The sequence below is a fragment of the Pseudomonas serbica genome (assembly GCF_028823535.1).
Taxonomy (GTDB): Bacteria; Pseudomonadota; Gammaproteobacteria; order Pseudomonadales; family Pseudomonadaceae; genus Aquipseudomonas; species Aquipseudomonas serbica.
In genome coordinates, this window is the sequence record NZ_JAQIYM010000020.1 from 1 (window position 1) to 23,626 (window position 23,626).

General features: G+C 59.9%; 18 protein-coding genes and 2 pseudogenes. 13 read left to right on the plus strand and 7 right to left on the minus strand.

Annotation, left to right across the window (positions count from 1 at the left end; genetic code table 11):
• Window positions 1–123: 123 nt before the first annotated feature.
• On the plus strand, window positions 124–1,626 hold the full coding sequence (locus NQL71_RS26595) for an ATPase domain-containing protein (RefSeq protein WP_248687055.1): 1,503 nt from the start codon (window positions 124–126) through the stop codon (window positions 1,624–1,626).
• Complete coding sequence (locus NQL71_RS26600; RefSeq protein ID WP_274643619.1) at window positions 1,623–3,293, plus strand: ATP-binding protein; 1,671 nt, start codon at window positions 1,623–1,625, stop codon at window positions 3,291–3,293. The genes NQL71_RS26595 and NQL71_RS26600 overlap by 4 nt, the downstream gene beginning before the upstream one ends.
• 97 nt (window positions 3,294–3,390) lie before the next feature.
• Here the strand turns inward: NQL71_RS26600 and NQL71_RS26605 are convergent, their stop codons facing one another.
• From NQL71_RS26605 to NQL71_RS36885, 6 genes and pseudogenes are all read right to left on the minus strand, one after another.
• A complete protein-coding gene (locus tag NQL71_RS26605; RefSeq protein WP_046819979.1) occupies window positions 3,391–3,768 on the minus strand; it encodes a response regulator in 378 nt (125 codons plus the stop codon).
• 77 nt (window positions 3,769–3,845) lie between these two features.
• Window positions 3,846–5,027 (minus strand): hybrid sensor histidine kinase/response regulator, encoded by a 1,182-nt coding sequence (locus tag NQL71_RS26610; protein WP_046819980.1) that lies wholly within the window; start codon window positions 5,025–5,027, stop codon window positions 3,846–3,848.
• Window positions 5,021–5,614 carry a chemotaxis protein CheB gene (locus NQL71_RS26615; protein ID WP_046819981.1) on the minus strand — a complete coding sequence of 198 codons (594 nt, stop codon included), beginning with the start codon at window positions 5,612–5,614 and terminating at the stop codon, window positions 5,021–5,023. The genes NQL71_RS26610 and NQL71_RS26615 overlap by 7 nt, the downstream gene beginning before the upstream one ends.
• Window positions 5,611–6,444 carry a CheR family methyltransferase gene (locus NQL71_RS26620; protein ID WP_248687057.1) on the minus strand — a complete coding sequence of 278 codons (834 nt, stop codon included), beginning with the start codon at window positions 6,442–6,444 and terminating at the stop codon, window positions 5,611–5,613. Before NQL71_RS26620 ends, NQL71_RS26615 begins: the two co-directional genes overlap by 4 nt.
• Window positions 6,445–7,671 (minus strand): annotated as a pseudogene (locus NQL71_RS36880) (response regulator); the annotation flags it as partial.
• 65 nt (window positions 7,672–7,736) lie between these two features.
• Window positions 7,737–9,933: pseudogene (locus tag NQL71_RS36885) on the minus strand (CHASE3 domain-containing protein); the annotation flags it as partial.
• 260 nt (window positions 9,934–10,193) lie between these two features.
• Here NQL71_RS36885 and NQL71_RS26630 point away from each other — a divergent pair.
• From NQL71_RS26630 to NQL71_RS26675, 10 genes are all read left to right on the plus strand, one after another.
• Window positions 10,194–10,559 carry a response regulator gene (locus NQL71_RS26630; protein ID WP_046819984.1) on the plus strand — a complete coding sequence of 122 codons (366 nt, stop codon included), beginning with the start codon at window positions 10,194–10,196 and terminating at the stop codon, window positions 10,557–10,559.
• A gap of 72 nt (window positions 10,560–10,631) precedes the next feature.
• A complete protein-coding gene (locus tag NQL71_RS26635; protein WP_166619490.1) occupies window positions 10,632–11,933 on the plus strand; it encodes a glycosyltransferase in 1,302 nt (433 codons plus the stop codon).
• Between the two features lie 86 nt (window positions 11,934–12,019).
• On the plus strand, window positions 12,020–12,925 hold the full coding sequence (locus tag NQL71_RS26640; protein ID WP_248687061.1) for an AraC family transcriptional regulator: 906 nt from the start codon (window positions 12,020–12,022) through the stop codon (window positions 12,923–12,925).
• Between the two features lie 246 nt (window positions 12,926–13,171).
• Window positions 13,172–14,482 (plus strand): ABC transporter substrate-binding protein, encoded by a 1,311-nt coding sequence (locus tag NQL71_RS26645; RefSeq protein WP_046819987.1) that lies wholly within the window; start codon window positions 13,172–13,174, stop codon window positions 14,480–14,482.
• A 168-nt stretch (window positions 14,483–14,650) separates the two neighbouring features.
• A complete protein-coding gene (locus NQL71_RS26650; RefSeq protein WP_235431896.1) occupies window positions 14,651–15,550 on the plus strand; it encodes a carbohydrate ABC transporter permease in 900 nt (299 codons plus the stop codon).
• Between the two features lie 10 nt (window positions 15,551–15,560).
• Window positions 15,561–16,391: a carbohydrate ABC transporter permease gene (locus NQL71_RS26655; RefSeq protein ID WP_274643621.1), complete on the plus strand. Its 831-nt coding sequence runs from the start codon at window positions 15,561–15,563 to the stop codon at window positions 16,389–16,391.
• A 65-nt stretch (window positions 16,392–16,456) separates the two neighbouring features.
• Window positions 16,457–17,560 (plus strand): ABC transporter ATP-binding protein, encoded by a 1,104-nt coding sequence (locus tag NQL71_RS26660; RefSeq protein ID WP_077183874.1) that lies wholly within the window; start codon window positions 16,457–16,459, stop codon window positions 17,558–17,560.
• Between the two features lie 15 nt (window positions 17,561–17,575).
• Window positions 17,576–19,048, plus strand: coding sequence for a mannitol dehydrogenase family protein (locus tag NQL71_RS26665; RefSeq protein ID WP_274643622.1), 1,473 nt, complete (start codon window positions 17,576–17,578; stop codon window positions 19,046–19,048).
• 156 nt (window positions 19,049–19,204) lie between these two features.
• A complete protein-coding gene (xylB, locus tag NQL71_RS26670) occupies window positions 19,205–20,701 on the plus strand; it encodes a xylulokinase (RefSeq protein ID WP_248687063.1) in 1,497 nt (498 codons plus the stop codon).
• A gap of 13 nt (window positions 20,702–20,714) precedes the next feature.
• Complete coding sequence (locus tag NQL71_RS26675; RefSeq protein WP_274643623.1) at window positions 20,715–21,659, plus strand: carbohydrate kinase family protein; 945 nt, start codon at window positions 20,715–20,717, stop codon at window positions 21,657–21,659.
• Between the two features lie 45 nt (window positions 21,660–21,704).
• Here the strand turns inward: NQL71_RS26675 and NQL71_RS26680 are convergent, their stop codons facing one another.
• Window positions 21,705–23,006, minus strand: coding sequence for an OprD family porin (locus NQL71_RS26680; RefSeq protein ID WP_274643624.1), 1,302 nt, complete (start codon window positions 23,004–23,006; stop codon window positions 21,705–21,707).
• A gap of 343 nt (window positions 23,007–23,349) precedes the next feature.
• On the opposite strand from NQL71_RS26680, the gene NQL71_RS26685 reads away from it, so the two are divergent.
• Window positions 23,350–23,622, plus strand: a complete 273-nt coding sequence (locus NQL71_RS26685; RefSeq protein WP_274643625.1) for a DUF2790 domain-containing protein — start codon at window positions 23,350–23,352, stop codon at window positions 23,620–23,622.
• Window positions 23,623–23,626 lie beyond the last annotated feature (4 nt).

Genomic DNA, 23,626 nt, shown 5'->3' on the forward strand with positions numbered 1-23,626 from the left:
GTACACCCAACGCCATCTCCATACAAAAAGTTGAACGCTCAATGCGGCCAAAGGTCAAGTGAACAGGTAGCCCGCTATGCTTTACGTGCTGCCTCGCTTCCCCTAGTCATGAGAGGGCATTTTTTGTCTACATCCAACGAGTTGATCAGCGTAAAAGCCGCCACAGGGATCGATGGTCTTGATGACATCCTCGATGGCGGCCTGTCCCGCGGCCATGTGTTTTTGCTTGAGGGTGAACCCGGTACCGGCAAAACCACGGTCGCCTTGCACTTTTTGTTGGCCGGTGCCCAAGCCGGTGAGCGCTCGTTGTACATCACCCTGTCCGAAACCGAACGCGAATTGCGCCAGGGTGCGCGCTCCCATGGTTGGGAGCTGGACGATAACGTCCATATATTCGAACTGACGCCCCCCGAAAGCCTCCTGACTGCCGAGCACCAGCAATCGCTGCTGTATTCCTCGGACCTGGAACTGGGTGAGGCCACCAAACAGATTTTTGAAGTGGTCGAGCGCGTCCGGCCTACCCGCGTGGTGCTCGACAGCCTCTCCGAGATTCGTCTGCTGGCGCAAAGCTCGCTGCGTTACCGGCGGCAGATCCTCGCCATCAAGCACTACTTCGTACGCTACGAGGCCACGGTGCTGCTGCTCGATGACCTGACCACCGAATCCCTGGACAAGACCGTGCACAGCGTGGCCCACGGGGTGATTCGCCTTGAGGAACTGACACCCAACTATGGCGCCGAGCGCCGACGTGTTCGCGTGGTGAAATACCGTGGGCAGAAATACCGCGGCGGTTATCATGATTTCACCATCATGGGCGACGGCGTACACGTGTTCCCCCGTCTGGTAGCCGCCGAGCATCGTGGGGATTACCTCAGGCAACAGCTGACCAGCGGCATTCGTGAAATGGATGCGCTGCTCGGCGGTGGTATCGAGACAGGCTCGAGCACCCTCATCCTCGGCCCGGCCGGCACGGGCAAGTCGCTGATCTCGATGATTTTCGCCGCCGCTGCCGTGTCCCGAGGCGAGAAAGCGGCCCTGTTCATCTTCGATGAAGAGCTTGGCCTGCTGTTCGCACGCATGAAGAACATCGGCATCGACTTGAAAGTCTTGCAGGACAGCGGCAATTTGCTGATCGAGCAAGTGGATGCCGCCGAACTCTCCCCCGGAGAATTTTCCCATCGGGTTCGGCGCTGCGTCGACGACAGCGACATCAAGACCGTGGTAATCGACAGTATCAACGGCTATCAAGCGGCAATGCCGGAAGAAAACGCCCTGGTGCTGCACATGCACGAGCTGCTGCTGTACCTCAATCGCAAAGGGGCGGCAACCTTCATGACGGTTGCCCAGCACGGACTGGTCGGTGACATGCAGGCTCCGGTGGACATCACCTACCTGGCCGACACGGTCATTCTATTGCGCTATTTCGAAGCCCTGGGCAAGGTACGGCGGGCCATTTCAATCATCAAGAAACGCACCGGTAGCCATGAATCGACCATCCGTGAATACAAGATCAGCGCCACCGGCATGACCATCGGCGAGCCGCTGGAAACCTTCCAGGGTGTATTGCGCGGTGTCCCGACCTACCTGGGCGCGAGCAATCCCCTGCTCGGGGATGAAAGCCCGTGATTGTCAATGAAGCGACGTCCGAGCGTGCGATCATTCTTGCGCCCCTGGGACGTGACAGCCAGATAGCCTTGATGCTGCTCAATGAAGCGGGGTTCGGCGGTGTCGTCAGTGCCGACCTGCCGGGACTTTGCCAGGAGCTGGAGAAAGGCGCCGGCTTGTTGCTCATGTCTTCGGAAGCCTTGCTGCGCAGCGATCTGGAACCGCTGCTCGGGCTGATCGAACAACAGCCGGCATGGTCCGATCTGCCGATCGTCTTGCTGACCCACCATGGTGGCCCGGAACAGAATCCGGCGTCACGCTTTGGCCCCCTCTTGGGCAATGTCACGTTCCTCGAACGCCCCTTCCACCCGGAAACCTTGATCAGCCTGGTCGGCGCCGCCCTGCGCGGTCGCCGACGACAGTATGAAGCCAGGGACCGGCTGGTGGATTTGAGCCAAAGTGAACTGCGCCTGCAAAACACCCTCGAGACTTTGGAGCAGCAGGTTGAAGAGCGCACCGCACAACTGCGCCACAACGAAGAAGTCCTGCGCCAGTCGCAAAAAATGGAAGCGGTCGGCCAACTTACCGGCGGCATCGCCCACGACTTCAACAACATGCTGACCGGCATCATCGGCAGCCTGGAATTGTTGCGCCGACGCCTCGCCCGGGGGCGTACAGAGGATCTGGACAGCCTGATCGACCTTGGCGTGACCTCGGCCAATCGTGCGGCAAGCCTGACCCACCGGCTGCTGGCGTTTTCCCGGCGCCAGTCGCTCGACTCCAAGCCCGTGCAGATGAATACCCTGGTGGTGTCCATGGGCGAGCTCTTGCAGCGCAGCATCAACGAAAGCATTCACTTGGACATGCAGTTGGATGAGCAGCTGTGGGTCGCCGAAGCCGACCCCAATCAACTGGAGAGCGCCCTGCTCAACCTGGTGATCAATGCCCGCGACGCCATGCCCGATGGCGGAAAACTGTTGGTGCAGACCTCCAACCGGCACCTGGACGCCGAGTTCACCAAACCCCACGGCAACCTCAAGCCCGGCGACTACGTGGTATTGAGCGTCACCGACAATGGTTGCGGCATGCAGCAGAGCACAATCAACCGAGCCTTTGACCCGTTCTTTACCACTAAACCCATCGGCCAGGGCACTGGCCTGGGCTTATCGATGATCTACGGCTTCAGCAAACAGTCGGGCGGCCATGTCGCCATTCAGAGCGAAGTCGGCGAAGGCACCACGGTGAACCTGTATCTGCCGCGTTTTGGCGGTGACCTGCCCCAGGACAATCCAATCGACGTCGAACATGCCCCCTACGCGCAAAACGGCGAGACCGTGTTGATCGTCGAGGACGATCCGGCGGTACGGCTGTTGGTCAGCAACGTACTGGGTGATCTGGGCTATGCCTTTGTCGAGGCTTGTGATGCCGACACGGCGATGCCGATCCTCGACTCGACCCAGCGCATCGACCTGCTGATCAGCGACGTCGGTCTTCCCGGGATGAACGGTCGGCAACTGGCAGAAATCGGCCGGCAGCTGCGGCCGGACCTGAGGGTGCTGTTCATCACCGGCTATGCCGAGCACGCGGCGGTGCGCGGCGGCTTTCTCGATCCGGGCATGCAGATGATCACCAAGCCCTTCACCTTCGACCTGTTGACGGCCAAGGTGCAGGAGATGATTCGCGCCTGACCCCGCTGCCCACCACCACCTTTGTGTAGGCGCTGGCCGAGGGCTGCGATCTTTTGATCTTGCTTTTTCGCAGCCTTAGGCAGCTCCTGCAGGGTGGTCAGGAGAGCATGTCCTGCATCATTTCCTGTAACACATCCAGATCGAATGGCTTGGCCAGAATCGGCGCCGTACGGGTAATAGGGCTATCCGTCTCTCGGATTTCCTGCGGGTAGCCGCTGATAAAAATCACCTTGAGTTCAGGTCGCAGCTTCACCGCGGGCTCGGCGATCTGCACGCCGGAGATTCCGCCCGGCAGGCGGAAGTCGGTGATCATCATGTCCAGGTGCGGCTTGCTGGCGAGGATCTCGAAGGCCTGCTCGCCGTTCTCGGCCTGCAGGACCCGATAGCCCTCCCCCGACAGGTAGGCCGAGAGCACCATCAGGATAGAGGGATCGTCCTCGACGACGAGGACTACATCTTGTGCATCTTCACTCATGGGAAGCCTTTGTTCGGTCAATAGCTGCTGATACGACCGTGGGGTCGATCAGAGGTTGCGTTTATCTGGCTGTTTTCCTACAGCGGCAGACAAACGCGAAACAGGGCGCCTTCGCCAATCCGGCTTTCGACGGTGATGGTACCGCCATGGGCGGTGACTATCTGTTCGGAAATAAATAACCCCAGTCCCAGTCCGGCAACGACATGGTTGGCCGAGACGCGCTCGAATTGCTGGAAAATCCTTTGCTGGTTCTCTTCACTGATGCCTATTCCGTGATCACGGACTTCCACCCGGGCCTCACGGTTCTCACTGTACACCTTCACGGTGATCGGACTCTTGGCGCCATAACGCAAGGCGTTGGTCAGCAGGTTGGAAATGACCTGTTCAATGCGAAATTCATCCCAATCGCCCAGCACCGGTTGCTCGGCCTCCAGGCTGACCGACGCTTCTGCGGCCTCGATCTGCGGGGCAAAATTCTGCAGCAAACCGCGAACCAGCGCTGCCAGATCAAAGTGTGTGGGGCGAATCGACAATTTGCCGGTGCGAATGCGCGAGACATCGAGCATGTCTTCGATCAGGCGGATCAGACTCTTGATCTGCCGTTCGTCGCGATCGACCATGGCGTGCATCTTGTCCAGGGTAAACGCCGCGGCGTTGTCCCGGGCCAGGTGCATCTTGCGCAACTGGGTCTCGAGAATCAGGCCATTGAGCGGCGTGCGAACTTCATGGGCAACGATTGACATGAAGTCATCGCGCATGCGCACCGCCTGCTCCAGTTCCCGCTGTGTACTCTGCAACTGCTTGAGCAGCGCTTCCTGCTCGCGGCGGCTCTGCTCCAGCGCTTCGACCTGTTGCTTCATGGCCTTGCTCTGGCGGTAGAGGTCGACAAAGACATTGACCTTGCTCTTGACCGCCTGGATATCCAGGGGCTTGTGGAGGAAATCCACGGCGCCGCTTTCATAGCCCTTGAATGCATAGTTCAGCTCACGACCGGCAGCGCTGACGAACACGATCGGAATGTTCTTGGTCTTTTCCGTACCGCGCATCAACTCGGCCAGCTCGAAGCCATTCATGCCTGGCATCTGCACATCGAGGATGGCCATGGCGAACTCGTGTTGCAACAGCAGCGACAAGGCTTCATCGGCAGACAGTGCCTTGTAGACCAGACGGTCTTCACGGGAGATCAGCGCTTCAAGTGCCAGCAGATTCTCCGGCAGATCATCGACGATCAGCAATTTGGCCTGAATATTTCTTAGCATGCGATTCTTTCCAGCTCGACAAGCAAACGGCCGATGCCGTGTATGGGGAGTATGTGATCGGGTTGCAGCGTATCCAGCGCCGCCTGGGGCATGGTCGCGACCTGGGCGTCGTCCGGGTCCTGGACGATGGTCAGCCCGCCACGCTGCTTGACCTGGGACAAACCCCGCGCGCCATCCTGATTGGCGCCGGTCAGCAACACGGCGGCCAGGGTCGGGCCGTAGGCATCGGCAGCCGATTCGAACAGGTAGTCGATGGCTGGCCGCGAATGGTGTACACGGTCTTCCTGGCTCAGGGAAAAACTGCGGTCCTGTTCGACCGACAAGTGATACCCGGGAGCGGCGAAATACAGGGTTCCGGGTTCGACCGGGGTCTTGTCCAGCGCTTCGAGGACCGGCAGCGCCACGCGCCGGGCGAAGACTTCCGCCAGCTGGCTGCGGCGCTCGTCCGGCAGGTGCAGGACCACGATGATCGGCAGCACGAAACCCTCGCGCAGCGGACCGAGGATGTTGAACAGCGCCTCTACCCCGCCGGCCGAGGCACCGATCACAATGGCTTCTATGGTAGCGACACCCGTTTCGCTGTTCATGTTTTGCGATAAATCCGTTCTTGTTTGACCAGCGGCTCGAACTGGTTGCCGAAGGCCGAAAAATCCGGGGTTTCTTTGCTGCCCAGCGCCAGGAAGCCACGGTGGCATAGCGACTCATGAAACAACCCGAAAGCGCGATCCTGCAGTTTTTTATTGAAGTAAATCAATACATTACGACATGAAATTAACTGAGTTTCTGAAAATACACTGTCCGTTGCCAGGCTGTGGTCGGCGAAGGTGACGTTTTCGCACAACGACTTATCGAATATCGCGTAGCCATACGCCGCAGTGTAGTAGTCGGCGAAGGAGCACTTGCCCCCCGCCTGCTGGTAGTTGGAAGTGTAGGCGCGGACATTCTCCATGGAGAAAATCCCCTGCTTGGCCTTTTCCAGCGAGCGTGGATTGATGTCGGTGGCGTAGATGATGGTGCGCTCGAGCAAGCCCTCTTCGCGCAGCAGGATGGCCATCGAATAGACTTCTTCACCGGTGCTGCACCCGGCGATCCAGATCTTGATCGACGGGTAGGTCTTGAGCAGCGGCACCACCTCCCGGCGGATCGCCAGGAAATGCGAAGGGTCGCGAAACATTTCACTGACCGGGATCGTCAGCAATTGCAGCAGTTGCATGAACGCCGTCGGGTCGTGCAGGACCTTTTCCTGCAACGCCGAGATGGTGTTGCACTCGAACTGGCTCAAAGCGTGCGCCACCCGACGCTTGATCGATGCGCCGGAGTAATCGCGAAAATCGTAGCTGTACTTGAGGTAGATCGCCTCGATCAACAAGCGCAATTCGATTTCGCTGCTTAGCTCCCCTGAAAAATTGCGCTCCACTTAAATGCGTTCCATCTTCGGTAACCACACGCGAATCAGCGAGAACAGGCGGTCCAGGTCGATGGGCTTGGCCAGGTAATCGTTGGCGCCGGCCTGCAGGCAGCGCTCCTGATCGTCCTTCATGGCCTTGGCCGTCACCGCGATGATCGGCAACTTGCGCCAGCGCGGCTCCTTGCGGATCAAGGTAGTGGCTTCAAAGCCATCCATCTCCGGCATCATCACGTCCATCAACACCAGATCGATGTCTTCAAATTCATTCAATCGCTCGATCGCTTCACGACCATTGCGGCCGATGACCACGACGGCGCCCTTTTGCTCCAGTGCGCTGGTGAGGGCAAAGATGTTGCGCACATCGTCGTCCACCAGCAATACCTTGCGCCCCTCGAATACCTTGTCACGGCTGCGGGCGGTCTTGAGCATCTTCTGCCGGTCATGGGACAACCGCGATTCGACTTTGTGCAGAAAAAGTGTCACCTCGTCCAGCAGGCGCTCGGGTGAACGCGCGCCCTTGATGATGATCGAGCGCGAATACTTGCGCAGTTCCGCCTCTTCGTCCCGGGTCAGGTTGCGCCCGGTATAGACAATGACCGGCGGGAACGAGCAGATGTCCTCGGTGGACATGCGCTTGAGCAGGTCATTGCCGAGCATGTCCGGCAGCTTGAGGTCGATGATCATGCAATCGAACACGGTGGTGCGCAGCAGGGCCAGGGCATCCTGCGCCAGGCCGACGGCGGTGATTTCGATGTCTTCATCGCCGATCAGCAAGGAAATACTGTCGCGTTGCAGATCATCGTCTTCGACCAGCAACACGCGCTTGACCTTCTGGGTCAGCTTGGCTTCCAGGCGCGCGAACACTTCCTTGAGTTCTTCGCGGGTGGTCGGCTTGACCGCATAACCGATGGCCCCCATGTGCATCGCCGCTTCGACCCGGTCTTCAACCGAAATCACATGCACCGGAATATGCCGGGTTTCGGCATGTTCCTTCAGGCGTTGCAGCACGGTCAGCCCGGAGTGATCCGGCAGGCGCATGTCCAGCAGGATGGCGTCCGGCACGAATTGCCTGGCCAGGTCGTAGCCTTCGTCGGCGCCGTGGGCCACCAGGCACTGGTAACCCAGTTCATGGGCGAGGTCATAGAGGATGTGCGCAAAGTTCGGCTCGTCCTCCACCACCAGGATACAGCGCGCATCGAAGGGTGCCTTGAGACGGTCATCGGCGAAACGCGCGATCTCCTGGACCAACTCAGGCGCTGTCACGACAGGCGCAATCCGGTTGGGTGCAAGGGCCGGTAAGCCGCGCAACGGCTCGACGGGATCCATGCCTGGCTCGGCGTATTGCAGCGGCAGGATAAGGCTGAACGCACTGCCCTGCCCCGGCGTGCTGGCGACGTTGATCGAGCCGCCGAGCAGCGCGGCCAGGTCGCGGGAAATCGACAGGCCCAGGCCCGTCCCGCCGTAACGACGATTGGTGGTGCCATCGGCCTGGCGAAAGGCTTCGAAAATGCTTTCCTGTTGATCCTCGGCAATGCCGATCCCCGAATCGCTGACGATAAAGGCAATGCCGTGATCCGGCGCCGAAGTCACGGTCAGGCTGACACGGCCTTGCTCGGTGAACTTCACGGCGTTGGAGAGCAGATTCTTGATGATCTGCTCCACGCGCTGGCGGTCGGTATACATCATCGATGGCGCACCGTCCTGCAACTCGACCTGAAAATCCAGTTGCTTGTCCGCCGCCAGGGGCTGGAACATCCCCCGCAAGCCATCCACCAGGCGCGCAACGCTGGTGTTTTCCGGACGTATTTCGAGTTTGCCGGCTTCGACCTTGGAAATGTCGAGAATGTCGTTGATCAGATTGAGCAAATCATTGCCGGCCGAGTAGATCGATTCGGCGAACTTGACCTGCTCGGCACTCAGGTTTTCCTGCTGGTTTTCCGCCAACAGCTTGGCCAGGATCAGCGAACTGTTCAACGGCGTGCGCAGTTCGTGGGACATGTTGGCGAGGAATTCGGACTTGTACTTGCTCGAACGCTGCAGTTCTACGGCGCGCTCTTCGAGCTGGGCCTGGGCTTGATTGAGCTCGGTATTCTTCAGGTCCATGGCGTCACGTTGTTCGGCCAGCACCTGCGCCTGTTCGGCAAGTTGTTCGTTGGTCTGTTCCAGCTCGACCTGCTGGGTCTCCAGATGCGCCTGGGATTCCTTGAGAATCCGCGACTGCTCTTCCAGTTCTTCGTTGGCAGTCTTGAGCTCTTCCTGCTGGACCTGCAGCTCTTCGTTGAGTTGCTGGGTCTCGGCCAATACCTCCTGCAGGCGCTGGCGATAACGCGCGGCCTCGATGGAAGTACCGATATTGCCGGCGATGAGCTCCAGCAGGTCGATGTCACGGTCGGTCAGCGGGCGCAGGAAGCCCAGTTCGATGACGCCGTTGATGCGGTCGTCGTCGCTGGTCGGCACCACCAGCACACTGTGCGGCAATCCTTCGCCAAGGCCGGAACTGACCTTGAAATAGTCGCTTGGCACAGCGTCCAGACGAATCAGCCGGCCCTGTTGCGCCACCTGGCCGACAATCCCTTCGTCGCTGTAGATCTGCTGCTCTCGCGCCTGCTGTTCCCGGGACAAACCATAGGACGCCACGCGGCGCAGGCCACCGTGTTCTTCGCGCACATAAATGGCCGCCACGGCACTGCCCAGGTACTGCGCGCAGAATTGCAGGATGTTTCGCCCCAGCAAGTTCAGCGACAGCTGGCCCAGCACTTGCTCGGCCAGCTGGGTCTGACCGTTGCGCAGCCAGGCCTGTTGTTCCAGCCGCAGGGCACTGGCCTGTTGCGCCGCCAGGGTCGCTGCATAGCTTTGCGACAGGTTGAGCAAGTCGCGGCGACCGATGTACGCCAGCAATGCGCTGATCCCGGCAATGAACAGCAGATAAAGCGTGATACTCCAGATCGTGGTGCGGCGCACTTCCTCGTTGCGCGTAGCGCGCAGCTGTTGCTCCATGTCGATCACGTCTTCGTACTGCTTGCGGATCTCATCGGTCAGGCGCTTGCCTTTGCCGGCCTTGACCGCCCCGCGGTAGTCACCGTTGACGCGCTGCAGTTCGATCATGGATTGCGCGTAACTGCCCCACTCCCGCTGCAAGGACTCCAGCCTGTGCAAGCGGTCAGTCTGGACCGGGTTGTCGGCAGTCAGCTCAAGCAAGGTCCTGAGCACGACCTCGATGCGCGGCTTGGCCGTTTCATAGGGTTCGAGAAACTTTTCATCGCTGGTGAGCAGGAAACCGCGCATGCCGGTTTCCAGGTCGACCGTCAGCTTGACCGCCTCATTGGCGTTATTGATCACTCGGTCGGTGTGCTCGACCCACTGGATCGTCGACAGCAGATAAGTGATCAGCGACACGAAGAAAACCGCACTGATGGCGCCGACGCCAAGCGGCAGGCTGATGTTGCGGCTCAGGAGCTTACGAAATCGCTGCTCGTCAACCGAAGACTCAGAGGTCATAGTTAAGCCTTGTTGAACGGATGAAAACCAAGGAGTTTGCCCCAAAACTGACGTAATGATCGAATTTTCTTCCGACTTTTGCCGCAAAGTGCACATTCATCTGCAGTCGCGCCAACGCAGCGGTTATCCTTCGCACTCACGCGTGCCGCATTCTTTTTATAGCGTATCGGGAACTTGTCGGGACGCGACACTTACTCATGCAATAGAGCCGGCGATTTCGATCGGCCGAAAAGCCCATCCACCCTTCTGAGACCGCCATCATGAACGCCAACGCTCCCACTATCCTTGTCGTCGAAGACGATGCCATCGTGCGCATGTTGATTGTCGACGTGTTGGAGGAGCTGGAGTTCAAAGTCCTTGAGGCCGATGGCAGCGAACAGGCGCTGGAAATTATCAAGGACTCGAACCAGCACATTGACCTGATGATGACCGATGTCGGCCTGCCGGTCATGGACGGCCGCGAGCTGGCCAAAGAAGCGCGCAACGTGCGCCCCACTCTGCCTATCCTGTTCGCCAGTGGGTATGCCGAAAGCATCGAAGTGCCCGAAGGGATGCAAGTGATCGGCAAACCGTTCTCCATCGATCAGTTGCGCGACAAGGTCAAAGACATCCTCCAAAATACCTGACCTCGGCCGGACTTGATTGCCGGCTCCCTTTATCTCCTCAAGCTTTGTGCCCGTTGCAAGGAATCCCCGTTCATGAGTCAGCCCCGCGCAACCAACGTCCTGGTCATTGGTTACGTCTGGCCCGAGCCCCGCTCTTCGGCGGCCGGCGGGCATATGATGCAAATCCTCGAAAGTTTCCTGCAGCAAGGCTGGCACGTCACCTTCAGCAGTCCGGCCCGCAGCGGCGAGCATAAAGCCGACCTGACGGCAATGGGCATCCGTGAAGTACCGATCGAGCTGAACAACAGCAGTTTCGACCGGTTCATCAGCGAATTGGCCCCGGATATCGTGCTGTTCGATCGCTTCATGATGGAAGAACAGTTCGGTTGGCGAGTGGAACAACACTGCCCCGATGCACTGCGGGTACTCGAGACCTCCGACCTGCAGAGCCTGCGCGACGCGCGGCATCAGCGACTGAAGAAGCGCTTGAAGGCCAGTGACGACAACAATGACTTCAACGATCTGTTCGCGCCAGCGTTGCGCGAGGAGTTCGAGTTCATGGCCGAGACCGACCTGGCCCAGCGGGAAATCGCCGCGATCTATCGTTGCGACTTGAACCTGATGATTTCCGAGGTGGAGATCGAGTTACTGGTCGAACACTTCAAGCTACCGCGCAGCCTCCTGCATTGGTGCCCGCTGATGGTGGACTTGCCCACCCATGCGCCTGTGCCGTTCGAAGACCGGGCGCACTTTCTGCACATCGGCAATTTTCGCCATGCCCCCAACTGGGATGCAGTGCTCTGGCTCAAAACCACTATCTGGCCAATGATTCGCCAGCAGCTACCTGCGGCTCAACTGCACATCTACGGCGCCTACACACCGCCCAAGGCCACCGCGCTGCACAACGCGGCACAGGGTTTTCATGTAATGAACTGGGCTGAGGACGCCTTGCAAGTGATGTCGGCGGCACGGGTGTGCATGGCACCGTTGCGCTTTGGCGCGGGCATCAAAGGCAAGATTGTCGATGCCATGCTCTGTGGCACGCCGAACGTCACCACGCCCGTCGGTGCAGAAGCCATGCACGCAGACGAGCCATGGCCAGGGGCGATCACCCGCACAGCCAGGTCCTTTGCCGACTGTGCCGTGCAGCTTTACCAGGACAAGGCCCAGTGGCTCGATGCCCAGGCCCGGGGGCTGGACCTGCTGGCGAGCCGCTATCAGCCACATGACCATGGTCCGGCACTGATAGCTCGGCTCGAGGAGTGCCGCCGACACCTGGTTGCCATCAGGAGAGACAACTTTACCGGCAGCATGCTGCGCCATCATCAACACAAAAGTACCCGATACATGGCGCAATGGATCGAAGCCAAGCATCGCCACGGGGCAGATAGCTGACAAGACAATCGACAAGCGCAGCAACTGGCATATTCGCTCGCGAAAGAGGCATGATCGACCTGCGATAACAATAAAAGCGTCCCGACATGAGCCGAGCTACCCGCGTTACCGATCCTTCCTATGAACTGATGGACGACCATGACGGGTTGTCCATCATCTATCGCCAGCACGGATTCCCCTGCCCCCTGGTGCGCTGGCATTTTCACAAGGAGTACGAGCTGCACTTGATCGTCGCCAGTTCGGGCAAGGTGTTCATTGGCGACTATATCGGCAACTTCCATCCGCAAACCCTGTTCCTGACCGGCCCTAACTTGCCCCACAACTGGATCAGCCAGGTGGCGGAGGATGAAGTGGTGCCCAAGCGCGACATGCTGGTCAACTTCACGGACGAATTGTTCGACAGCGGCTATCAGGTGTTTGCCGAGCTCAAGACCCTGGCACCGCTGCTCGAGCGCGCGCAGTACGGCATCGAGTTTCGCTGCAAGCACACCATCGGCAAGGCAATGGAGCTGATGCAGCGCATCGCCGACACCCAGGGCGTGACCCGCCTTGGGCATTTTTTCATCCTGCTTGAGTTGCTGGGGGCTTGCGACGATTACCAGTTGCTGTCCGGCGCGACCACGCCACAACTGGCCGACGAGCACAGCATCGACCGCACCAACCGCGCGGTGGACTACATCTTTGCCCACTACGCCCGCGAGTTGCCGCTGGAGGAAGTCGCCGGGCACCTGGGCATGAAACCGACCTACTTCAGCCGCGTGTTCAAGCAGGCCACCGGGCGCTGCTTCATCGAGTTCGTCAATCGCCTGCGCATCAGCAAATCCTGTGAGCTGCTGGCCGACGGCGACAAACCGGTGACCGAGGTCTGCTTCGAATCGGGCTTCAACAATATTTCCAACTTCAACCGGCGTTTTCAGCAGCTGAAGGGCATGACTCCGTCGCATTACCGGCGGTTGGTGGTGCAGCGGCTGACCGAGCAGAACCTGGGCTGACACCCGGGATTCCCTCAGGTGCTGCATTTCACCTCAACGACCTGTACGAATCCCAGTGCTGAAAGCCCTTCCTTGCGTCTACACCCCTAAGGCCGAGTGCAAAATAGTATCAATCCAAGTGCGATGGATGATTTGTCTCGCCCGCCATTCAAGGCTGTAATCGCTGCACATTCTTCCAGCCCTCGGAAGACACAAAAACAATAACTGTCCTTCTGTCGCCCACCCGGCGCAGAAAAGGAGTGCACGATGCAACCTTCGGTAAAAGCCCTGCTTGCCCTCACCTGCCTGACCCTCAGCAGCGTCAGTGTTGGCGCCCAGACCCTGACCATCGCCACCGTCAATAACAGCGACATGATTCGCATGCAAAAACTCTCGAAAACCTTCGAGGCCGAGCATCCGCAGATCAAACTCAATTGGGTGGTGCTCGAGGAAAACGTCCTGCGTCAGCGCCTGACCACCGACATCGCCACGCAAGGCGGGCAGTTCGACGTGCTGACCATCGGCATGTACGAAGCCGCACTGTGGGGCGCCAAGGGTTGGCTGGAGCCGATGAAGGACTTGCCCGCCACTTACGCACTCGACGACGTGTTCCCGGCGGTGCGTGAAGGCTTGTCGGTGAAGGGCTCGCTGTATGCCCTGCCGTTCTACGCCGAAAGCTCGATCACCTATTACCGCACCGACCTGTTCAAGGACGCCGGCCTGACCATGCCCGAGCGCCCGACCTGGACCCAGATCGCCGAGTTCGCCGACAAACTCACCAACAAGGATAAAGAACAGTACGGCATCTGCCTGCGGGGCAAGGCAGGCTGGGGCGAAAACATGGCGTTGATCACCACCGTCGCCAACGCCTATGGCGCCCGCTGGTTCAATGAGCAGTGGCAGCCTGAATTCACCGGACCGGAGTGGAAAAACGCGCTGAACTTCTATGTCGAGACCATGAAGAAGTCTGGCCCGCCGGGCGCCTCGAGCAACGGCTTCAACGAAAACCTGGCGCTGTTCAACAGCGGCAAGTGCGCGATCTGGGTTGATGCCAGCGTCGCCGGCTCGTTCGTCACCGACAAGACCCAGAGCAAGGTCAGCGACCACGTCGGTTTCACCTATGCGCCCCATGAGGTCACCGACAAAGGCTCGGCCTGGTTGTACTCCTGGGCATTGGCGATCCCGACCAGCTCCAAGGCCAAGGAGGCGGCGAAAACCTTCAGTGCCTGGGCCACGTCCAGGGAATACAGCGCCCTGGTCGCGGAAAAAGACGGCATCGCCAACGTGCCGCCAGGCACCCGGGCCTCCACTTACAGCGAGGCCTACATGAACGCCGCGCCGTTTGCCAAGGTCACGCTGGAATCGCTCAAGGCGGCGGACCCGAGCAAGCCGACGCTCAAACCGGTGCCTTACATCGGCATCCAGTTGGTGACCATCCCGGAGTTCCAGGGCATTGGCACCCAGGTCGGCAAAGCCTTCTCGGCGGCGCTGATCGGCCAGACCACGGTTGACCAGGCGCTGGCAGCGGCCCAGCAAACCACTGAACGCGAGATGAAGCGCGCCGGGTATCCCAAATAACCCCGTATTCAATGTGGGAGCGGGCTTGCTCGCGAAAGCGGAGTTTCAGTCGCAGGAGATGTAGCGGATGTACCGGCCTCTTCGCGAGCAAGCTCCCACCGTTGATCTTCATATGCCTGTCATTAATCGGTTGTGATCACCATGAATACATCTACTGCCAAAGCTCACATGGACATCCCCCAACCGCAGCGCAAAAGCCGGTTGAGCAACCCAGGCTGGTTCCTGGTCAGCCCTTCGGTAGCGTTGCTGCTGTTGTGGATGATCGTGCCGCTGGGCATGACCCTGTACTTTTCGCTGATTCGCTACAACCTGCTCAATCCGGGTGAAAACGAATTCGTCGGGCTGGAAAACTTCACCTACTTCCTGACCGATTCGGGTTTCATGCCCGGTGCCACCAACACGCTGTTGCTGGTGGGCAGTGTGCTGCTGATCAGTGTGGTATTTGGCGTATTGATCAGTGCGCTGCTGGAGGCCAGCGAGTTTCTCGGTCGCGGCATGGTCAGGGTCATGCTGATCTCGCCGTTCTTCATCATGCCCACGGTCGGCGCACTGATCTGGAAGAACCTGATTTTCCATCCGGTGTCGGGGATTCTCGCCTTCGTCTGGAAGCTGTTTGGCGCGCAGCCAGTGGACTGGCTGGCGCACTACCCGCTGCTGTCGATCATCATCATTGTCTCCTGGCAATGGTTGCCCTTCGCGATCCTGATCCTGATGACGGCGATGCAGTCCCTGGACCAGGAGCAGAAGGAAGCCGCACGCCTCGATGGCGCCGGGCCCATCGCGATCTTCTGGCACCTGACCCTGCCGCACCTGGCGCGACCGATTGCGGTGGTGGTGATGATCGAAACCATCTTCCTGCTCTCGGTGTTCGCCGAAATCTTCACCACCACCAACGGCGGCCCCGGCTACGCCTCGACCAACCTCGCCTACCTGATCTACAACCAGGCGCTGGTGCAGTTCGACGTTGGCATGGCGTCCGCGGGCGGCTTGATTGCGGTAGTGATCGCCAACATCGCGGCCATCGTGCTGGTGCGCATGATCGGCAAAAACCTGACTGACAAAGCCTGAGGCCCGCGCCATGCCCCTTCAACAATCCCGTCGCCTGCAAAGCCTGCTGCTGGGCACCCTGGCCTGGGCCATCGCGATCCTGATCTTCTTCCCGATTTTCTGGATGGTGCTGACCAGTTTCAAAACCGAAATCGATGCCTTCGCCACACCACCACAGTTCATCTTCGCCCCGACGCTGGAGAACTACCTGCATATCAATGAGCGCAGCGACTACTTCAGTTTCGCCTGGAACTCGGTGGTGATTTCCTTCAGCGCCACGGCCCTGTGCCTGCTGATCGCGGTGCCCGCAGCCTACTCCATGGCTTTCTACGAAACCCAGCGCACCAAGGGCACGCTGCTGTGGATGCTCTCCACCAAGATGCTGCCGCCGGTGGGGGTGCTGATGCCGATCTACCTGCTGGCCAAGAGCTTCGGCCTGCTCGATACACGGATCGCGTTGATCGTCATCTACACCCTGATCAACCTGCCGATCGTGGTCTGGATGGTTTACACCTACTTCAAGGACATTCCCAAGGACATCCTCGAAGCTGCCCGCCTGGATGGCGCCACCTTGTGGCAGGAGATGGTCCGGGTGCTGCTGCCGATCGCCAAGGGCGGCCTGGCCTCGACCGTGCTGCTGTCGCTGATCCTGTGCTGGAACGAGGCGTTCTGGTCACTGAACCTGACCTCATCCAACGCCGCGCCACTGACCGCATTGATCGCCTCGTACTCAAGCCCTGAGGGGTTGTTCTGGGCCAAGTTGTCGGCGGTGTCGACCCTGGCCTGCGCGCCGATCCTGATCTTCGGCTGGATCAGCCAGAAACAACTGGTGCGCGGCCTGTCGTTTGGCGCCGTGAAATAACGCGATTGGCCGGCCCCTACAGAAAAACGGATTCAACCTGAAAATTTAACCGGAGGCCCATGATCATGGCCAACCTGAAAATCAAGAATCTGCAAAAAGGCTTCGAAGGCTTCTCCATCATCAAGGGCATCGACCTGCAAGTGAACGACAGGGAGTTCGTGGTGTTTGTCGGCCCATCGGGATGCGGAAAATCCACCCTGCTGCGTCTGATCGCGGGGCTGGAGGAAGTCAGCGGCGGCACCCTCGAACTCGACGGCCGCGACATCACCGAAGTCAGTCCGGCCAAGCGCGACCTGGCGATGGTGTTCCAGACCTACGCCCTGTACCCGCACATGAGCGTGCGCAAGAACATGTCGTTTGCCCTCGACCTGGCCGGGGTGCCGAAAGCCGAGGTCGAGAAAAAAGTCGGCGAAGCGGCGCGTATCCTTGAACTCGGCCCCATGCTCGATCGCAAGCCCAAGCAGCTGTCCGGCGGCCAGCGCCAGCGGGTAGCGATTGGCCGGGCGATCGTGCGCAATCCCAAGATCTTCCTGTTCGACGAACCGTTGTCCAACCTCGACGCCGCACTGCGGGTACAGATGCGTCTTGAGTTGCTGCGCCTGCACAAAGAGCTGCAAGCGACGATGATCTACGTGACCCATGACCAGGTCGAGGCGATGACCATGGCCGACAAGGTCGTCGTGCTCAATGGCGGCAAAATCGAGCAGGTCGGTTCACCGCTGGACCTCTATCACCAACCGGCCAACCTGTTTGTCGCAGGCTTTCTCGGCACACCGAAAATGGGCTTTCTCAAAGGCCAGGTCAACCGGATCGACGGCCAGGGCTGCGAAGTGCAGCTGGACGCCGGCACCCGCATCAGCCTGCCGCTGAGCGGCGCCAACCTGAGCGTCGGCGGCGCCGTCACCCTGGGTATTCGCCCGGAACATCTGGAGCTGGCCACACCTGGCGACTGCACGCTGCAAGTCACCGCCGACGTCAGCGAACGCCTGGGCAGCGACACTTTCTGCCATGTGCGGACCGCGTCCGGCGAAGCCTTGACGATGCGTGTTCGCGGCGACCTGGCCAGCCGCTACGGCGAGACCCTGAGCCTGCACCTGGACGCCAATCACTGCCATTTATTCGATGCCGACGGCGTGGCACTTGCCCGCCCGTTGCGCGTCGCTGCCTGATTCAGAGAGCCTGCGATGAAACTCGATAAACACAGCCTGCACCACCTCGCACCCGAGGTTACCGTGCCCGCCTACGCCCTGAGCGACACCCGCCAGGGCATCGCGCACATTGGCGTCGGCGGTTTCCACCGCGCCCACCAGGCGTATTACACCGATGCGTTGATGAACAAGGGCGAAGGCCTGGACTGGGCCATTTGTGGCGTCGGCTTGCGCGGCGAAGATCGCCGCGCCCGGGATGATCTGCGAGCGCAGGACTACCTGTTCACCCTGTTCGAGCTCGGTGACAGCGAGGACACCCAAGTGCGCGTCATCGGTGCCATCCGCGACATGCTGCTGGCCGAAGACGATGCCCAGGCGCTGATCGACAAACTCGCCAGCCCCGGGATCCGCATCGTTTCGCTGACCATCACCGAGGGTGGTTACTGCATCGATGACAGCAACGGCGAGTTCATGGCCCACCTGCCGCAAGTCCAGCACGATCTGGCGAACCCCAACGTACCGAAAACCGTGTTCGGTTTCCTCTGCGCCGCCCTGGCCAAACGCCGCGCGGCAGGCACGCCGGCGTTCACCTTGATGTCCTGCGATAACCTGCCACACAACGGCGCGGTGACCCGCAAGGCCCTGCTGGCGTTCGCCGCCCTGCGCGATGTCGACCTGCGGGACTGGATCGAGCGCAATGTGAGCTTCCCCAATGCCATGGTCGACCGCATCACGCCAATGACCAGCACCGAACATCGCCTGCAACTGGCTGACAGGCATGGCGTGGACGATGCCTGGCCAGTGGTGTGCGAACCGTTCGTGCAGTGGGTGCTGGAGGACAAGTTCGTCAATGGCCGCCCGGCCTGGGAAAAGGTCGGCGTGCAGTTCACCGACGACGTCACGCCTTATGAAGAGATGAAGATCAAACTGCTCAATGGCAGTCACCTGGCCCTGACTTATCTCGGTGTTCTCAAGGGTTACCGCTTCGTCCACGAAACCATGAACGACCCGCTGTTTGTGCGCTACATGCGCGCCTACATGGACCTGGACGTGACACCGCAGCTCTCGCCGGTGCCCGGAATCGACCTGACCGAGTACAAAAACACCCTGGTGGCGCGCTTTTCCAACCAGGCGATTGCCGACCAACTGGAGCGCGTGTGCTCGGACGGTTCGTCGAAGTTTCCCAAATTCACCGTACCGACCATTAACCGCCTGCTCGCCGATGGCCGGGACACCCGGCGAGCGGCGCTGGTGGTGGCAGCGTGGGCCTTGTATCTGAAGGGTGTGGATGAGAATGGCGATACCTATGCCATTGCGGATCCGCGGGCGGCGTTCTGTCAGGCGCTGGTGGCGGATGATGGGTTGCTGACCCAGCGGTTGCTGGGGGTTGAGGAGATTTTTGGCACGGCGATTCCTCGCTCAGCGGAATTTGTCGCGGCGTTTGAGTGGTGTTGCAACAGTTTGCGCGAGGATGGGGTATCGCGGACTTTGGAGCGGATCCTGGCTTGAGTTCAGCGGTGAACTGACTGCCGTCATCGCGAGCAGGCTCGCTCCCACATTGGCTCCTGTGGTTTGGGTCATTTGTGTGCGCGCAAGATCGCCTGTGGGAGCGAGCCGCTCGCGATCGGGATCACTGATATCTACCTGACGATCCAAGGATCTGCCATGGCAAACCAACGATTATTCCTCGGTATCGACTGCGGCACCCAGGGCACCAAGGCCATCATCCTCGATGCGCACAGCGGCCAGGTGCTGGGCCAGGGTGCCGCCGCGCACAAGCTCATCAGCGGCGCCAACGGCCGCCGGGAACAAGACACCGCGCAATGGCTGGGTGCGCTCACCCTCGCCACCCGTCGTGCGTTGCTGGCGGCGGACATCGACGGCCAGGACATCCTCGGCCTTGGCGTTTCGGCCCAGCAACATGGCCTGGTCCTGCTCGACGATCAAGGCCAGGTCCTGCGCCCGGCCAAGCTCTGGTGCGACACCGAAACCACCGCGCAGAACGATCGCCTGCTCAATCATCTGGGCGGAGAAAAAGGTTCGCTGGAACGCCTCGGCGTGGTGATTGCGCCGGGCTACACGGTTTCAAAGCTGCTCTGGACGAAAGAACAGCACCCCGATCTGTTTGCCCGAATCGCGCACATCCTGCTGCCCCACGACTACCTTAACTTCTGGCTCACCGGCCGCCATTGCAGCGAGTATGGCGACGCCTCGGGCACCGGCTATTTCAATGTGCGCACCCGTCGGTGGGATGTGCAGTTGCTGTGTGACATCGACCCTACCGGGCGTCTGCAAGCGGCGTTGCCGGAACTGATCGATGCCCATCAAGCGGTCGGCACGCTGCTGCCGGGCATCGCCAAACACCTGGGCATCAACCCGCAGGCACTGGTGTCCAGCGGCGGTGGCGACAACATGATGGGCGCCATCGGCACCGGCAACATCAAGCCTGGGGCGATCACCATGAGCCTCGGCTCGTCCGGCACGGTGTACGCTTTCGCCGAGCAACCGAAGGTCAGCGCGGATGCAGCTGTCGCTACGTTTTGTTCCTCCAGCGGCGGTTGGCTGCCGTTGATCTGCACCATGAACCTGACCAATGCAACAGCGGTTATCCGCGAGCTGCTCGCACTGGATATCGACGATTTCAACGCTCTCGTTGCCCAGGCTCCCATCGGTGCCGAAGGCGTGAGCATGCTGCCGTTCCTCAACGGCGAACGTGTGCCCGCCCTGCCCCACGCCACTGCAAGCCTGCTGGGACTGACCATGGACAACCTGACCCGGGCCAACCTGTGTCGCGCCGTTGTCGAGGGCACGACCTTCGGATTGCGCTACGGGCTGGACCTGCTGCACCACAATGGCTTACAAAGCCTGCGCATTTGCCTGATCGGTGGCGGGTCGAAAAGTGCGGCGTGGCGGCAGATCGTCGCCGACACCATGAACATGAAAGTCGTCTGCCCCGAGCAGAGTGAAGCCGCAGCCCTTGGCGCGGCGATTCAGGCGGCGTGGTGCAAGTCCTGGGCAAACGGGCATGAGGACAGCCTGGCGGATCTGTGCGAACGCTGTGTGAAGCTCGATTCGGCCAGTGAAACCTGGCCGATCGCAGAAAACGTGGCGGCCACGCGGTTGGCCTATGAACGCTATCAACGGCATGTCGCAACCCTTTAAAGAGCGATCAACTATGTATTTGGTATGTGGCGAAGCGCTGTTCGATTTCTTCAGTGAAAGCGACGTCAGCGGCCTGGCTTCAAAAGTGAATTTCAAGGCAATTGCCGGCGGTTCGCCATTCAACGTGGCAGTGGGTTTGCGCCGATTGGGCGTGGAGGCCGCGTTGTTTGCCGGGTTGTCCACCGACTACCTCGGCCGCCGCTTGCTCCAGGTACTGGAGGACGAAGGGGTATGCATAGACTATCTGGTGGATTTTGCCGCACCGACCACCCTGGCGATGGTCGCGCTGGGGGCCAATGGCTCGCCGCACTACAGTTTCCGCGGCGAAGGCTGCGCGGATAGACAACTCAAACCCGAGCACTTGCCGCCCTTAGGGCCTGAGGTGCGCGGCCTGCACATTGGTTCGTTTTCGCTAGTGGTGCAACCGATTGCCGACACGTTGCTGGAACTGGTGCGCCGGGAAAGCGGTAAGCGCCTGATCAGCCTTGATCCGAACGTGCGGCTGAACCCCGAGCCGAACATCGAGCTGTGGCGTTCTCGGGTGGCCAACCTGGTCGGACATGCCGACCTGATCAAGGTTAGCGATGAGGATTTGCGCCTTCTGTACCCCGAGCAGGACCCGGAGCAAGTGATTGAGGGATGGTTGCAACACCGCTGTCAGCTGGTGTTCCTGACCCGTGGTGGCGAAGGGGCGACGGTGTTCAGTCGGGTCCACGGTTCGTGGTCGGTGCCGGCCTGTACGGTAGACATCGCCGACACCGTGGGCGCCGGCGATACCTTCCAGGCTGCGCTGATCAGCTGGCTGACCGAGCAGCGGCTGGATTCGATTGAGGGAGTGCGACATTTGAGTCGCCCGCAGATCGACGCTATGGTGAAGTTCGCGGTACAAGCAGCGGCACTGACGTGCGGCAAGACCGGCCCGGACCTACCCTATCGCCACCAACTGGTTTTGCCCTGAATCGAGGGTTCCCACGCTCTGCGTGGGAACCCTCAGTCGTGAAGGTCAAAGGACCGAGAAGTTGTAGCTGAGGATCAACCGCGTCTCATCCACATCCCGGGCGTATTGCGCGTAATTGCTGCGATACGTCGCATTGCGCAACCGCAGGCTGACATCCTTGAACGTCCCGCTCTGCACCACGTATTTGAGCTCGCTGTCTCGCTCCCACTCCTTGCCTTCCTGATCGCTGCCCGGCACCAGAATGTGATCACCATTCACATAGCGGGTCAGGAACGTCAGGCCGTTGAGGCCGATGGCCTTGAAGTCATAGTCGTAACGCAACTGCCATGAGCGCTCCTGCGCCGCAGCGAAGTCGTTGACCTGCACGTAATTGACCAGATATGGATTGCTGCCATCCAGGTAGGGCATCGAGTTGTCGCCGTTCATCCGCTGCCAGCCAGCGCTGAAGGTATGGCCGCTGATGGCGTAAGCGAGCATGGTACTCAGGGCACGGTTGTCGATGGAGCCGGCGCGGGCATCGCCGCTGTCGGCACTCTTGAGCAAGCGCAGGTCGGCCTTGAGTACACCGCCACCCAGCGGTTGATTGGCCAGCAGGCCGAGGAAATGCTGGCGGTAGATGTCTTCCAGTTCGGCGTAGTGATACTGGCCAGTCAGCCGATCGTTGATCTTGTAATCGAAGCCGTACATGTCGAAATGATCGGCAGTGATGTTGCAGGCATAGCGCTTGTTCTTGCAGTGCACGCGGATGTCCTGGGAGTCGGTGGAATCCCGGGCCGTGTACTTGTCCAGGCGCGCGGCCATGAAATTCAGGTCCTTGACTTCCCTGGAGGTAAGCATTGCGCCATTGAACATCGTCGGCAGCAAACGGCCGTCGTTGTACTTGAGCAGCGGCACATCCGGCAGTAATGCCCCGTACTTCAACACGCTCTGCGAGACACGTACCTTGGCGGTCAAGCCGAGCTTGGTGTATTCGTCCGCCGAACCCCGCGGGTTACTGCCGCTGGAGGGCAACAGGCCGCTGTTGCTGCTGTCGGGACTGGAATCGAGCTTGAACCCCGCCATGCCCAAAGCATCGACGCCAAAACCGACTGTGCCTTCGGTGTACCCCGATTGCAGATTGAGAATAAAGCCCTGGGCCGACTCTTCGCGTTTGGACGCGCCCTGCTCGTTGGAGCTGTGCCCGTCACGAAAGTCGCGATTGAAATAAACCGTACGTGATTCGATTTTCGCCGAGGTGTCGTCGATGAAGCCGCTCGCTTGTGCCGAACCGGTAAAACCGGCGCACAGGACCAGGGCGCCGAAGCCGAGTGACTGGCGCGCGCGGATGTTCGTAAAAGGGGGACGCATTAAAAAGCTCCAACAATGCAGCGTTTGCGCCAAGGCGCAATCAGCCATAAATAGCCTTCATCCGGTCAGGTGATAGACCGGGCTGAAGTGAAACGCGGGGTGAACGACAATGATGGCAGAGGGCTTTACCGCACTGCAGACGACTTTAGTCTGAAAAATGACTGTATTTTTCACGCCGAACGGTAGTGGCAATACGACAGGCGGCGTTCATGAGAGTTAACCAATGCTTAATCGCGCAGTCCAACACTCTACTGGACCGCACGCCCTCAGAGTCCTCTGACGCCCAGTGCGGCAGGTTCGACGATACGTCGAGCTCACTTGCGACTGCACTGGAGATTGCCTCATGAACTCGCGCGCCCTGCTCGTTTCAATCGCCCTTGTCTGTGTCCCATCGGCCGGCTTTGCACAGGCCCATGATCCCGCCTCCACGCAAAACTTGCCGTCCTATCACTATGGTATGCCGTTGCATGTGGGTAAAGTGATTGCGCTGACCGAACCTTCCACCCTGGACTGCGAAGTGATTACGGCGACGATGAAGTACATTGACTCACAATCGGGCCAACCTGCAGAAATCGCCTACCGAAAACTTTCTGACGCTTGCAGTTATCAGAACTGATGGA

Coding starts and splice junctions, on each gene's coding strand:
- NQL71_RS26605 (WP_046819979.1), bottom strand. CDS start 3,768: ATGAGTGAAGATGCACAAGATGTAGTCCTCGTCGTCGAGGACGATCCC.
- NQL71_RS26610 (WP_046819980.1), bottom strand. CDS start 5,027: ATGCTAAGAAATATTCAGGCCAAATTGCTGATCGTCGATGATCTGCCG.
- NQL71_RS26615 (WP_046819981.1), bottom strand. CDS start 5,614: ATGAACAGCGAAACGGGTGTCGCTACCATAGAAGCCATTGTGATCGGT.
- NQL71_RS26630 (WP_046819984.1), top strand. CDS start 10,194: ATGAACGCCAACGCTCCCACTATCCTTGTCGTCGAAGACGATGCCATC.
- NQL71_RS26635 (WP_166619490.1), top strand. CDS start 10,632: ATGAGTCAGCCCCGCGCAACCAACGTCCTGGTCATTGGTTACGTCTGG.
- NQL71_RS26640 (WP_248687061.1), top strand. CDS start 12,020: ATGAGCCGAGCTACCCGCGTTACCGATCCTTCCTATGAACTGATGGAC.
- NQL71_RS26645 (WP_046819987.1), top strand. CDS start 13,172: ATGCAACCTTCGGTAAAAGCCCTGCTTGCCCTCACCTGCCTGACCCTC.
- NQL71_RS26650 (WP_235431896.1), top strand. CDS start 14,651: ATGGACATCCCCCAACCGCAGCGCAAAAGCCGGTTGAGCAACCCAGGC.
- NQL71_RS26655 (WP_274643621.1), top strand. CDS start 15,561: ATGCCCCTTCAACAATCCCGTCGCCTGCAAAGCCTGCTGCTGGGCACC.
- NQL71_RS26660 (WP_077183874.1), top strand. CDS start 16,457: ATGGCCAACCTGAAAATCAAGAATCTGCAAAAAGGCTTCGAAGGCTTC.
- NQL71_RS26665 (WP_274643622.1), top strand. CDS start 17,576: ATGAAACTCGATAAACACAGCCTGCACCACCTCGCACCCGAGGTTACC.
- xylB (WP_248687063.1), top strand. CDS start 19,205: ATGGCAAACCAACGATTATTCCTCGGTATCGACTGCGGCACCCAGGGC.
- NQL71_RS26675 (WP_274643623.1), top strand. CDS start 20,715: ATGTATTTGGTATGTGGCGAAGCGCTGTTCGATTTCTTCAGTGAAAGC.
- NQL71_RS26680 (WP_274643624.1), bottom strand. CDS start 23,006: ATGCGTCCCCCTTTTACGAACATCCGCGCGCGCCAGTCACTCGGCTTC.
- NQL71_RS26685 (WP_274643625.1), top strand. CDS start 23,350: ATGAACTCGCGCGCCCTGCTCGTTTCAATCGCCCTTGTCTGTGTCCCA.